At 64.6% G+C, this 12,519-nt stretch carries 16 protein-coding genes; 9 read left to right on the forward strand and 7 right to left on the reverse strand.

The features are described 5' to 3' along the window. The first annotated feature begins 36 nt into the window (after nt 1–36). The 8 genes from SC1_RS02025 to SC1_RS02060 all read left to right on the forward strand — a co-directional run bounded on the left by SC1_RS02025 (nt 37) and on the right by SC1_RS02060 (nt 5,064). Complete coding sequence (locus SC1_RS02025; protein ID WP_062176914.1) at nt 37–744, forward strand: pirin-like bicupin family protein; 708 nt, start codon at nt 37–39, stop codon at nt 742–744. Nucleotides 745–876: 132 nt separating this feature from the next. Next, on the forward strand, nt 877–1,473 hold the full coding sequence (locus SC1_RS02030) for an FMN-dependent NADH-azoreductase (RefSeq protein WP_062176918.1): 597 nt from the start codon (nt 877–879) through the stop codon (nt 1,471–1,473). Between the two features lie 64 nt (nt 1,474–1,537). After that, entirely contained in the window at nt 1,538–2,140 is a 603-nt protein-coding gene (wrbA, locus tag SC1_RS02035) for an NAD(P)H:quinone oxidoreductase (RefSeq protein ID WP_062176921.1), read from the forward strand. 4 nt (nt 2,141–2,144) lie between these two features. Further along, the gene (locus tag SC1_RS02040; RefSeq protein ID WP_062176924.1) at nt 2,145–2,945 is read left to right on the forward strand and encodes a class III extradiol ring-cleavage dioxygenase; all 801 of its coding nucleotides are present in this window, start codon (nt 2,145–2,147) and stop codon (nt 2,943–2,945) included. Nucleotides 2,946–2,969: 24 nt separating this feature from the next. Continuing rightward, on the forward strand, nt 2,970–3,653 hold the full coding sequence (locus SC1_RS02045) for an RluA family pseudouridine synthase (RefSeq protein WP_062176927.1): 684 nt from the start codon (nt 2,970–2,972) through the stop codon (nt 3,651–3,653). After that, nucleotides 3,646–4,047, forward strand: coding sequence for an alternative ribosome rescue aminoacyl-tRNA hydrolase ArfB (gene arfB, locus SC1_RS02050; protein WP_062176930.1), 402 nt, complete (start codon nt 3,646–3,648; stop codon nt 4,045–4,047). Before SC1_RS02045 ends, arfB begins: the two co-directional genes overlap by 8 nt. Nucleotides 4,048–4,056: 9 nt before the next feature. Next, complete coding sequence (locus SC1_RS02055) at nt 4,057–4,647, forward strand: SOS response-associated peptidase family protein (protein WP_083435624.1); 591 nt, start codon at nt 4,057–4,059, stop codon at nt 4,645–4,647. Between the two features lie 87 nt (nt 4,648–4,734). Next, nucleotides 4,735–5,064, forward strand: a complete 330-nt coding sequence (locus SC1_RS02060) for a PilZ domain-containing protein (protein ID WP_193749081.1) — start codon at nt 4,735–4,737, stop codon at nt 5,062–5,064. Nucleotides 5,065–5,087: 23 nt separating this feature from the next. Here SC1_RS02060 and SC1_RS02065 read toward each other — a convergent pair whose 3' ends face one another. Next, a complete protein-coding gene (locus SC1_RS02065; RefSeq protein ID WP_062176938.1) occupies nt 5,088–5,513 on the reverse strand; it encodes an EVE domain-containing protein in 426 nt (141 codons plus the stop codon). A 134-nt stretch (nt 5,514–5,647) separates the two neighbouring features. Here SC1_RS02065 and SC1_RS02070 point away from each other — a divergent pair, with 134 nt between their 5' ends. Continuing rightward, a complete protein-coding gene (locus SC1_RS02070) occupies nt 5,648–6,577 on the forward strand; it encodes an isopenicillin N synthase family oxygenase (protein WP_062176940.1) in 930 nt (309 codons plus the stop codon). A 152-nt stretch (nt 6,578–6,729) separates the two neighbouring features. On the opposite strand, the gene SC1_RS02075 is transcribed toward SC1_RS02070, so the two are convergent. The 6 genes from SC1_RS02075 to SC1_RS02100 all read right to left on the reverse strand — a co-directional run bounded on the left by SC1_RS02075 (nt 6,730) and on the right by SC1_RS02100 (nt 12,460). Next, complete coding sequence (locus SC1_RS02075; protein WP_062176944.1) at nt 6,730–7,164, reverse strand: PilZ domain-containing protein; 435 nt, start codon at nt 7,162–7,164, stop codon at nt 6,730–6,732. 271 nt (nt 7,165–7,435) lie between these two features. Further along, entirely contained in the window at nt 7,436–7,969 is a 534-nt protein-coding gene (locus tag SC1_RS02080) for a hypothetical protein (protein ID WP_062176946.1), read from the reverse strand. Between the two features lie 184 nt (nt 7,970–8,153). Beyond that, a complete protein-coding gene (locus tag SC1_RS02085) occupies nt 8,154–8,687 on the reverse strand; it encodes a hypothetical protein (RefSeq protein ID WP_062176949.1) in 534 nt (177 codons plus the stop codon). A 187-nt stretch (nt 8,688–8,874) separates the two neighbouring features. Next, nucleotides 8,875–9,690, reverse strand: coding sequence for a glycine zipper domain-containing protein (locus SC1_RS02090; protein WP_062176951.1), 816 nt, complete (start codon nt 9,688–9,690; stop codon nt 8,875–8,877). 116 nt (nt 9,691–9,806) lie between these two features. Then, the gene (locus SC1_RS02095) at nt 9,807–10,295 is read right to left on the reverse strand and encodes a GAF domain-containing protein (protein ID WP_062176954.1); all 489 of its coding nucleotides are present in this window, start codon (nt 10,293–10,295) and stop codon (nt 9,807–9,809) included. Then, nucleotides 10,295–12,460: a prolyl oligopeptidase family protein gene (locus tag SC1_RS02100; protein ID WP_083435626.1), complete on the reverse strand. Its 2,166-nt coding sequence runs from the start codon at nt 12,458–12,460 to the stop codon at nt 10,295–10,297. Before SC1_RS02100 ends, SC1_RS02095 begins: the two co-directional genes overlap by 1 nt. Between the last annotated feature and the right edge of the window lie 59 nt (nt 12,461–12,519).

A 12,519-nucleotide genomic window follows, 5' to 3' on the forward strand; every position in this document is an offset into this window, starting at 1 on the left:
TCAAAGCTGCCGGGCGGCAAGGAAAGGACAAGGCCAATGATCGACATCCGCAAATTCGACACGCTGGGCCACGCCAACCACGGCTGGCTCGACGCCCGTCACCATTTCTCTTTCGCGAGCTATCACGACCCGAAGCGGATGGGCTGGGGCGCGCTGCGCGTCTGGAATGACGATGCCATCGCGGCGCAGTCGGGTTTTCCGCCGCACCCGCACCGTGACATGGAAATCATCACCTATGTCCGCACCGGCGCGATCACGCACCGCGACAGCATGGGCAACACCGGCCGCACCGCGGCGGGCGACGTCCAGGTGATGAGCGCCGGCACCGGCGTGACGCACAGCGAGTTCAACCTGGAAGATGAGGAAACGACGCTTTTCCAGATCTGGATCATGCCCGACCGCGACGGCGGCAATCCCGGCTGGGGCGCTCGACAGTTCCCCAAAGCCGACCGGTCGGGCCAGTTCGTGACGCTGGCAAGCGGCATCGAGGGCGACGTCGAGGGCTTTGGGGCCCTTCCGATCCGCGCCAATGCCCGCGTCGCGGCAGCAGCGGTGAACGCTGGTGAGAGCGTCTCCTACGACCTCGAGCCCGGACGCCACGCCTATCTGGTCGCCGCGAAGGGCCGCATCCGCGTCAATGGCACGGACGCCGACCCCCGCGACGGCATCGCACTCCGCGATGTCGGCACGATCGAGGTCGAGGCGCTCGACGACGCCGAACTGGTGCTCGTGGACAGCCTCTGACGAAGTCCCCTGGGCCGCCGCCTAACCCCCTCCCTGTCGGCGGCCCAACCTGTGCCGCGAGTTCCCTTCCCCCCAAAGATCGGGCGACTCGCGGCACCCCCTCCCTCCCATCCAAAATCAAGGAGCAGCAAGATGAGCCATATTCTCCGCATCGATTCGAGCGCCCGCCACAATGGTTCGACGAGCCGTCAGTTGACCGACCAGCTTGTGACCCGCCTGGTCGAACAAGGTTACGGCGCCGCCGTTACCCACCGCGATCTCGCGAACACGCCGCCGGCCTTGCTCACCGAAAACTGGGTCGGTGCCAATTTCACCGACGATGCCGACCGTTCGGATGACCAGAAAGCCGCGCTCGCCGCGTCGGACGAAATGATCGCCGAACTCGAAGCCGCCGACACGATCGTCATCGGCGTGCCCATCTATAATTTCAGCATCCCCGCCGCGTTGAAAGCGTGGATCGACCTGATCGCCCGCGCCCGCAAGACCTTCCGCTACACCGAAGCGGGGCCGGAGGGGCTGCTCAAGGGCAAGAAGGCCTATCTTGTCGTCACCTCGGGCGGCGTGCCCGTCGGCAGCGATTATGACTTCGCCACCGGCTATCTGCGCCACGTTCTGGGCTTCGTCGGCATCACCGATGTCAACATCATCGCCGCCGACCAGCAGATGATGAACGGCGAAGCGATCAACCAGGCGACCACTGCGATCGCAGACCTGAAACAGGCCGCCTGACTCCCTGCCGCCGTCGCGCCTTCCTCCCGCGGCGGCGGCTTCGTTTGAATGAAAGGACTATATGATGGCCAAGGTACTGGTGCTTTATTATTCGAGCTATGGTCATGTCGAACAGATGGCCGACGCCGTCGCCGACGGCGCCCGCGCCGCGGGCGCCGAGGTCGATATCCGCCGCGTTGCCGAGACCGCGCCCGCCGCGGTCGTGCAGGCCGCGGGGTTCAAGACCGACACCGCGCATCCGCTGCTCAGCGATCCCAACGAACTCGCCAATTATGACGCGATCGTCGTCGGCACGCCGACGCGCTTCGGCCGTATGTCGAGCCAGATGGCAAGCTTCTGGGACACCGCCGGCGGCGTCTGGGCGCAGGGCAAGTTGAATGGCAAGGTCGGCGCGGCCTTCACTTCGACCGGATCGCAGCATGGCGGCCAGGAAACGACGCTCTTCTCGGTCCTCACCAACCTCATTCACTTCGGCATGACGATCGTCGGGCTGGACTATGGCTTTGCTGGCCAAATGGGAGTCGACGAGGTGAAGGGCGGCGCGCCTTATGGCGCGACGACGATCGCCGGTGCCGACGGCTCGCGCCAGCCGGGCGAGGCCGACCTTGCCGGCGCCCGCTATCTTGGCGAGCGCGTCGCGCGCACCGCCGCGAAACTGATTGTCTGAGACGATGCGCCGTCTCCCGAGCCTTTTCCTTTCGCACGGCTCGCCGATGATGGCGCTCGAGCCCAGCCCGGCGCGGGACTTCCTCGCTGGGCTGGGCGACCAATTGCCACGCCCGCGCGCGATCCTTGTCGTATCGGCGCACCATGACGCGGCGTATCAGGGCGGCCGCGCGACGGTGACGGCATCACCCGCGCCGCCGACGATCCACGACTTCGGTGGCTTCCCCGATGAACTGTTCGCGATGCGCTATCCCGCGCCGGGCGATCCGGCGCTGGCATCGCGCGTCGTCGAATTGCTCGCTGGCCACGGCCTTGCCGTCACCGCCGATCACGAACGCGGGCTCGACCATGGCGCATGGGTGCCGCTGTCGCTGATCTATCCGCACGCCGATATTCCCGTGGTCCAGCTTTCGATCCACTCGAACGCGTCGCCCGAATGGCATTTCGCATTGGGGCAGGCGCTGGCGCCGCTGCGCGACGAGGGCGTGCTGATCGTCGGATCGGGCAGCATCACGCACAACCTCCGCGCGCTGTTTTCGGCGCGGCTGCCGATCGACGCCCCGGCGCCAGCCTGGGTTACCGACTTCACCGATTGGATCGCGGAACGCATGTCTGCGGGGGCCATCGACGATGTGCTGAACTGCGTCGAACGGGCGCCGCACGGCGCCGACAATCATCCGACGCCCGACCATATTTTGCCGCTGTTCGTCGCGATGGGCGCTGGCGGAGTGCCGCTTAAGGCCGAACGTTTGCACCACAGCGTCACCTATGGCCTGCTCGCAATGGACGTTTACACTTTCGACTAGGCGGCGGCGCGCCTATAGCGCGCCATGCTCCTTTCAGATCGTGTCCTTTTCCTCGATGGCGAGGCCCTCGTCATCGACAAGCCAGCGGGCCTTCCCGTCGATGCGCCGCGCGACGGCAGCCTCAGCCTCGAAAATCATCTCGACCTGTTGCGGTTCGGATTCAAGCGCTGGCCGCTCGCGGTCCACCGGCTCGATCGCGACACCTCGGGCTGCCTGCTCCTTGCGCGCAATCCCAAGGCGCACGGCCGCTTCACCCGCGCGTTCGAGAGCCGCGAGGTCGAAAAGCAATATCTGGCGATCGTCGATGGCGTGCCCGAAGGGGATGGTGGCACGATCGATATTGCGCTCGCCAAGGTGTCGACCGCCGAAGATGGCTGGCGCATGGTCGGCGATCCCAAGGGCAAGCCGTCGGTTTCGCACTGGGAAAAGCTTGCCGTCGTCGAGGGCCGCAGCCTGCTGCGCTTCCGCCCTGAAACCGGCCGCACCCACCAGTTGCGCGTCCATGCGCTCGAAGGGCTCGGCTTCCCGCTCGTCGGCGATCCCGTCTACGGCCGCGGCGGCACCAAAACGCGCACCTTGCTCCACGCCGAAAGGCTGGTCGTAAAACGTGACGTCAAGCCGTCTATAATTGCCGAGGCGCCGTTCCCCGACAGCTTCGTCGCATTGGGCTTTGCGGCACCGGAGGGAGCGGAGCCCACGCGTGGCTGAAATTCCAGAAAGCGCGATCAGCGAGAAGTTTCTCGCGGGGTCGGGCCCTGGGGGGCAGAATGTAAACAAGGTCGCGACCGCCTGCCAACTGCGCGTCGACGTTTTTGCGCTGGGGCTGGCGCCGGATACCTATCGGCGGCTCAAGGCGCTCGCAGGGAGCAAGATGACCGCAGCGGGCGAACTCGTCATTCTCGCCCGGAGCTTTCGTACGCAGGAAGCGAATCGCGCCGATGCGCGTGCGCGCCTTTCCGAATTGATCGACGCCGCACTCATCCGCCCCGAACGCCGTATCAAGACCAAGCCGAGCAAGGCGGCCAAGGCGAAGCGCGTCGACAGCAAGAAGGCGCGCAGCACGATCAAGGCCGGACGCGGGCGGGTGCGCGGAAGCGACTGAGGCCCCGCAATTACAAGTCTCTACCGCCTCGATGCACCCGCGAGCGCGATTGCCGCCGCGTTCGGCGCCGAGGCGGGGAAGGACCCCTGGACCGGCGATTATGTCGCGCCGGCGCGCCCTGCGCCGGTGATCGTCAGCGACGGCCGCGGCGGCGCGCGCCGCTATCTCCGCCCAAAATTATGGGGCGTTCCGCCGCCGCCGCAGGGCACCCAGCCGGTCACCCATGTCCGCAATCTTCAAAGCCCATTCTGGATCGGCACGCTCCGCCACGCCGAGCTGCGCTGCCTGATTCCGGTCACCGCCTTTGCATATTGGTCGGGCAGCGAAGGCGCGCGGCGCCAGCACTGGTTTTCGGTGCCATCGCGGCCGGTGTTCGCCTTCGCCGGAATCCTGCGCCAGGGTGAGGACTGGCCCTGCTTCGCGATGCTCATGACCGACCCGAACCGGCTCGTCGCATATCATCAGCCGAAGGGCATGCCGGTGATCGTGCATCCTGAGGACTATGCTACTTGGCTAAGCGGCGAATGGCGTGCCGCGGTGACGCTCGCAATTCCCTATCCCAGCCAGTTGATGGCGGTGGGCGACACGCCTCCAGTGTAGCTGATTTTCACCATATCGCTTCACTTTACGATAACCAACGGCGCCCTAAAAGCGGGCGAATCAAAAGATCAACGCAGGGACCAAGCCGTGTTGGGGAATCGCACCATCGAAACCAGAAAGGCGCCGACCGCCGGGCGTGGCGCCGAACGCGCTCCCGTTAAGGCGCGCGCGCGCTTTCGGGAACCCGGACTCAACCCCTTCGACGTCGAGCTGTTCGACCTGTCGTCGACCGGTTTTCGCATGGTAACCTCGTTCCGCCCGCAAATCGGCAAGAATATCTGGGTGAACCTGCCAGGACTTCAGCCTCTGGAGGCCGTCGTCCGCCGTGCCGACGGCAACAATTACGGCTGCGAATTCGTCAACCCGCTTCATGTGTCGGTGGCGGCGCACCTGCAGGCGAAACTTCGTGGCGAGTGACGGAGCCCGGTAACGGTGCGGGATCAGCCCTCGGGCTTTTCCGACTTTTTCAGAATATGCTTCCATTCGGCGGGCGTCACGCGCCCGACCGACAGCCGCGACTGACGGATCAGGTCCATGTCAGCGAGTGCCGGGTCGGCCTTGATCGCCGCAAGCGTTACCGGATGCTTCAGCGCGCGCACCGGGGCAACGCGAACGATGACCCAGGGCGAACCCTTTTCGGCGGTGGGATCGGGCGAGGCGGTCTCGGTGATCGTCATGATCCCCACGCATTCCTTGCCGATATTGCTGTGATAAAAGAGCGCCTCGTCGCCGACCTTCATCGCCATAAGGTTCAGCTTCGCGGTGTGATTGCGCACCCCGTCCCACATCCCTGTGCCTTCACGCACGAGTTGTTCCCACGCATAGGCGTCGGGTTCGGATTTCATCAGCCAATATTGCTTTGCCATGGGGCGGGACTTAGCCGAGCCGATCGCGCGGCGAAACCGCCTTTTTCCCTTTAACCGCGGCCGCGCAGCGCCTAAATCGCGACTCATGACGCGCCCCGACGGGCGCCGCCCCTTATCAGATGGACTTATCTTTCATGACCGCTGCCGTTCCCGTCATTTCCATGTCGCTTCCTGCCGATCAGTTCGCGAAAGATTTCGGAGCGTCGTTCGAACGTTTCGGCTTCGCGATGATCACCGACCACGGCATCGACCCTGCGCTGATCGACGAAGCCTGGGACAAGGCGAAGGCCTTCTTCGCGCTGCCCGAAGAAACGAAGCGCGCCTATCATATCGCCGGCGGCGGCGGTGCGCGCGGTTACACCCCGTTCGGGACGGAGATCGCGAAGGGCGCAAAGGAAGTCGACCTCAAGGAATTCTGGCACGTCGGCCGCGACCTGCCCGTCGGCCACCGCCTCGCGGCGCAGCAGCCGAACAATGTCTGGCCCGCCGAGGTCGAAGGATTCCGCACCGCCTATGACAAGCTGTTCGCCGAATTCGACCGTGTGGGCGGTCGGCTGCTTTCGGGGATCGCGCGCTACCTTGGCCTCGCACCCGATTTCTTCGATGACACCGTCGCCGATGGCAACAGCGTGATGCGCCTGCTCCATTACCCGCCGGTCGAAGCTCCCGCAAAGGGCATCCGCGCCGAAGCGCATGAGGATATCAACACGATCACGCTGCTGCTCGGCGCTGAAGAGGCTGGGCTCGAGATCCTCGACAAGGACGGTAGCTGGCTTCCGGTCAGCCCGCCGCCTGGTGCGATGGCGGTCAATGTCGGCGACATGTTGCAGCGGCTGACCAACAACAAGCTGCCCTCGACGACGCACCGCGTCCGCAACCCCGACGAAGGCCGCGCGAGTGTCGCGCGTTACTCGATGCCTTTCTTCCTGCATTTCCGTTCGGACTATCCGATCGAAACGCTCGAAAGCTGCATCGACGCCTCGCACCCGAACCTCTATCCGACGCCGATAACCGCGGACGATTATTTGCAGGAACGGCTCCGCGAAATCGGGCTCAAGAAATAGGCGAATCGCGGTCCCGGGGTGCGGGTTGGAGCTGCTGGCCTCCGCTCGCCACCCTTAGGCGGATTTCCGCAAAAAACTGCTGTGGCTTTAAGCGTCAGCGGATCGCGAAGATACGTCCACAACCGGCTTCTCGGCTCCAGGATGGACGTCGGTCAGCGCTTCCGCCCGAATTGCCCTGGCAGGCTGGTCGCGCGCGTCAGTCCCGGGCGCCAGGTGTCGACGCGCGGCGGCGGCACGATCTGGAAATCGGCGCGGCTGTCGGCGGCGACGATCTGGTCGTTGTGCGCAGCGCGCAGGCGGATGGTTTCGATTTCGCGGTCGGTCTGGATTCCGAAGCGTGTTCCCGCGACCCAGCGTACGGTTCCCATCATTGGCTCGTGCCCGGGCAAGAACACCGTCATGCGCTCGCCGATCTGCAGGATATGCGGCCCTTGTCCGCCGATTCCCGTTAGTGAGACGTTGCGAAGCGTGACGTCGAACCGGCCCAGCCGCTGACAGCCGAGCGCCGCCTTGACCAGCCGTGACTGTCGCGGCTGGCGCTTTTCATCCGGTAGCGATGAGGCAGGGGAGGCCTCGGGATTCGACATGCGCGACTCGACAACTGCCGCCCGATTCCCACCTCGGACGGTTATCTGATTGGTCCCGATCCCAGTCCTAAAGGAGGAAGGTAAATTTTCGTATAGCGTGTTTGATAATATCCACGAATTATTCGGGTCGCCGAAGATATTTGGCGGACGTGATTCCTCCACCAGCGCGGGATCCGGCGGCCCAACCAGCCGCGGAGGCGGGAACCGCACAAAAAGAAGGCCCGCCGCGTGCCTGAGCACGGGCGGGCCGGATCGTCAGGGCATCGGGAGATTAGCCGAGGCCCGAGAAGCGGATATCCTGGACACGGCCATAGCGGATGTCGCACGTGAACTTGCCCCTGTCATACGATCCGCCGCGGCCCCAGCGGCCACGCCAGCCGTCGTTAACGATCACGCGGCCTTTGACGCGATAACCCTCGCGCTTGCGGTCGATGCTCGTCACTTCGGTGACGTCGGTGCGGCCATAGCGGCGGCTGCCGCGTTCGACGGCGTTGACGCACTGGCTGACCGCGCTGCGGCTGTTGCCATAGCGGTTATAGTCATAGCCGTAGCCGTAGCGCGCATCGTCGTAGCGGCCACGATAACGATCGTCATAGCGGCCATCGCGGTCGTAACGATCGTTATTGCCGCTCGACAGGATCGCGGCGAGCCCGCCGATCACCACCGCGCCGGCGATGATTTCGCCTGCGCTGATGCCGTCGCGGTCATAGCGGTCGCGTGCCGCGGCGGGGGCAGCGCTCATCAGCATCGCGCCGGCGGTGGCCGCACCAATTGCGGCCTTGGTCAGGTTGGTATTGATAGCCATGGTTCGGTCTCCTCAAAAAGCGCAGGCGGCGTTTCGCGGCCTGTTGAGGATGATATATTGCAGGCGCTGTGACGCCGTCCTGAACCCGGCGCTTATCTGGCGTTCAGCCTTGGTTTTGCTGGCGTTCATAAAGAAAAAGGCCCCGCGCCATGGGGCGGGGGGCCTTTGCCGCTATGGCATTCCGTCAGCCGAAATTGACGTCGACGACGCGGCCATTCCGGTAACTGCAGCCAAAGCTTTTCACCTCGCCGCCGAGGCGCGAGGCGGTGCCGGTGACATACCAGCCGCCATTGTTGGGCTCGGTCCCGGTGATGCTGTCGACGCGGGCGTCGTCGCCCAACTCGCCCTCGACCGCCCAGCTACAGGCATCGGCGGCACGGCTTTCGGCTTCGCCGCGGCCATAGGGGCCGGGGACGGCGTCGTTCTGCGCTTCGGGTTCGTAACGCGGCACTTCTTGCCGGCCGTCATCGCTGCGATACGGCGGCTCGTACCGATAATCGGGCGCGCGCTCGCGCTTGTCCTTGCTGACCGAACTGGCGATGGCTGCAATGGTGCCGATGATGAGCAGCCCGCCGAGCACGTCGCCAGTGCTGATCCGGTCGTGGTGGCGATAGCCCCAGCCGCCATATCGTCCACGCGCTTCGGCGGGGGTGGCGCTAAGGCCGATCGAGGTCACGACGATCGCCGCGGCGGTGGTGAAGCTGGTCAATTTGCGCATCGAGGGAAACTCCCTGTGGGCCCCGGATGGTCCGGCCCGCAATGATCCCGCCCTACGCCCGCGATGCTTTCGCGCCGCTGAACCGTTGCCGCAGCGCGGTAAGGCGAGCCCCAAGGAAAAGGCCCGCCATCCTGAAGATGACGGGCCTTTGGACCAGCTACAGGTGACCAGACCCGTCTCTTAAATCTCAGCAGACGCAGCGCGGGGCGGCCTTGGGTTTCGGCCTCCACTTTTTCTTCGCCACATAACGTTTCCGCACCGGCACATTTTCATAATAGGTGCGCGTCGAGGTCTCGACCCGCTCGGTCACGACTGGCGCTCCGCTGATGATCGTCGTGACGACGACGCCGGGAGTGTAATAGCCATAGCCGTAGCCGCCATATTGGTAGGTCGTCGAATATCCGCCCGGATAAGTGCCGCCCTGATAATAGCCGTCGTAGCGCGCGCTGCGGCTCGACCAATAATCTTCGCACTTCTTTTTGTCCGCGGCATTGCCGATCGCGCTGCCGGCAAGCGCGCCGACTCCGGCGCCGATCAGCGTGCCGGCGGTGCGGTCACCGCGTCCGGCTATGCGGTTGCCGGCGATGCCCCCCACGAGCCCGCCGACAACCGCGCCGCCCACTGTGCCCCCCCGGCCACAGCGGCGTTCCATCTCTTCGTTGTAACGGGCGTCATATCCGCCGTGATAATAAGGATCGTAAGCGGGGGGTGGGGGGTAGTCGGGGCCATGGCCTTCGATGGTGCCTTCGTAGCGGCCTTCGTAGCGGCGGCCGTCGGGAGTCTCGTAGGTTCCGTCCCACGTCCCGGTCCAGCGACCCTCGGCATCATAGCCCGAGACGCGGCGGTACTCGACTTCGCTCGGCACGCGATCGGGATAGCCGGTATAGACGCGGGCATCGGGGTCGGCCGGAACGCCATAGTCGAGCGCGGGCTGTTCGGCGCTGGCGTTTGCCGTCAACAGCAACGTCCCTGCGGCCAGTCCCAACAACATAGTCGTACGCATGCCAAACTCCCTGTTCCCTCGGCGCGAACCGATTGGTTAACAGTTTGTTAGCAAAATTAGCGATTCGTCGCGAATCCGTTAACCCTGAAGAATGCGTCCCGTTTTGGGTCAGGGATTCAGGCGGCGAGCGACGCAGCGATGCGCGCGACCAGTGCTTCGGCGCCCGCCTGATCGGCGGCCGTGAAGCGCGCGGGAAGCGGGCTGTCGAGATCGAGCACGCCGATGAGGCGATCGCCCGCGATCACCGGCACGACGAGTTCGCTGCGGCTGTCGGCGTCGCACGCGATGTGGCCGGGAAAGGCGTGAACGTCCTCGACACGCTGAGTCGCACGCAGCCGCGCGGCGGCACCGCATACGCCCTTTTCGAGCGGAATGCGGATGCACGCTGCCTTGCCCTGGAATGGACCGAGGACCAGTTCTGTCCCGTCGAACCGATAGAAACCCGCCCAGTTGAGGTCGGGGATCGCCTGCCAGATCAGCGCCGCGACATTCGCCATATTGGCGATGCCGTCGGGCTCGCCCTCGACGAGCGCCGCGGCAGCGTCGCCTGCCTCGGCCCAGAGTTCAGCGGGATCGGTTGCGGTGAAGGAAAGCGCGTAACTCATTATTCGACGCTCAGCCCGGTCCACTTCGCCGCAAAGGCATATTTGTCGGCCGCCTCTGCGATGATCTTGTCCGTCGGCTTGCCGCTGCCATGGCCCGCCCGCGTTTCGACGCGGATCAGATGCGGCTTGTCGCCCGCCTTCGCGTGCTGGAGCGCGGCGGTATATTTGAAGCTGTGCCCCGGAACGACGCGGTCGTCGGTATCGGCGGTGGTCACCAGCACCGCGGGATAGGCGGTGCCGTCCTTGATATTATGGTAGGGCGAATAGGCGAGCAGGTTCTTGAAATCGCCTTCCTTCGACGGATAGCCATAATCGTCGACCCAATAGCGCCCCGCGGTGAAGCGGTCGAAGCGCAGCATGTCCATCACGCCGACCGCGGGCAGCGCGGCGGCGAACAGGTCGGGGCGCTGGTTGGTGACTGCGCCGACGAGCAGCCCGCCGTTCGACCCGCCCTCGATCGCGATCTGGCCCTTGCCGGCAATCCCCTCTGCAATCAGATATTCGCCCGCCGCGATGAAATCGTCGAAGACATTCTGCTTCTTGTCGAGGCGGCCGGCATCGTGCCACGCCTTCCCATATTCGCCGCCGCCGCGCAGGTTGGCGATCGCCAGCACGCCGCCCTTGTCGACCCAGGCGAGGCGCGTCGGCGAGAAGCCGGGGGTCATCGAGACGTTGAAGCCGCCATAGCCGTAAAGAAGCGTCGGCGAGCCCTTGCTGCGGTCGAGGCCCTTTTTCATCACCAGGAACATCGGCACTTCGGTACCGTCTTTTGATTTGTAAAAGCGCTGTTCGACGCTGAAATCGGCCGGTTTGAAGGTCAGCTTCGGCTCGGCGAAAATCTCGCTCCGCCCGGTCTGCGTGTCGAAGCGATAGATAGTCGTCGGCCGCGCATAGCTTGAAAAGGCATAAAAGGTTTCGGGATCGCTCGACTTGCCGCCGAAGCCCGAGGCCGAACCGATGTCGGCAAGGTTGATGTTGGCGACCGGCTTTCCGTCGAGCGCGATCATCCGCGCTTCCGACTTCGCATCGCCGAGGTAGGAGAGGATGATGCGATTGCCGACGCGCGACGCGCCGACCAGTGTCGCCTCATTCTCGCCGGCCAGTTCGGTCAGCGCCGCGGACTTTTTGATGTCGAGCGAGACCAGGCGCCCGCGCGGTGCGCCCTTGTTGGTGACGAAGGTGAAGCGCGGCCCCTCGTTGGTCACATATTCCCAATTGTTCGCAAAGTCGTCCACCAGCACGATCGGCTTCGCGCTGCGCTTGTCGGTCGGATACAGCGTCAGGCCATAGCGTTCGTCGGTGCCTTCGGACGAGACGACGAGCAGATATTTGCCGTCGTCGGTGACCACCGCGCTGTTGTTCAGCTTGGGCTTGTCGGGGGTCGCGTGGATCAGCACGTCGGCGCTCTGCGGCGTCCCGAGCTTGTGGAAATAGACGCTGTGATTCTCGTTGAGCGACTGGAAGGCCTCGCCCTCCTTGGGTTCGGGGAAGCGCGAATAATAAAAGCCGCTGCCGTCCTTTGCCCAATCGAGCGCGGAGAATTTAACCCAGCGGACCTCGTCGGACAAATCCTGCCCGGTCGCGACATCCTTGACCCGGACGATGCGCCAGTCGGTGCCGCCGTCCTGCACCGAATAGAGGAGATGTTTGCCGTCCTCCGACGGATTCCATTCCCCGAGCGCGGTCGCGCCGTCCTTGGCCCAGCTATTGGGGTCGATCAGCACGCGGCCTTCGCCCTTCAACCCTTCGCGGACGTAAAGCACCGACTGCGGCTGGAGCCCGTCGTTGCGGCTGTAGAAATAGCGCGTCCCCGCCTTCGTCGGCAGGCCGAAGCGCTCGTAGTTGTAAAGTTCGGTCATCCGCTTCTTGAACGTGTCACGCCCGGGCAGCGTGTCCAGATAGGCATCGGTCACCTTGTTCTGTTCCACGACCCAGTCGGCGACCTTGGGGTTGACGCGAACATCATCCTCGAGCCAGCGATAGGGGTCGGCGACATCGACCCCGAACTGAGGGTCGATCGTGTCGCCGCGCGCCGTATCGGGATAGGCCAGCGCCTTGACCGATGCCGATGCCGATGCCGCGGCGGCGTCGGCCGCCTGTGCTGCGCCCGGAATCATCGTCAGGGCAACAAGCGCCAGCGGCGCGGACAGGGTTTTACGGGGCATGGCAAGGCGACCTCTTTTCTGGGGAAATTATCGTGCGCCGATATGTAGGCATCGACAGG

It is taken from the genome of Sphingopyxis sp. C-1, from assembly GCF_001047015.1.
Classification (GTDB): Bacteria; Pseudomonadota; Alphaproteobacteria; order Sphingomonadales; family Sphingomonadaceae; genus Sphingopyxis.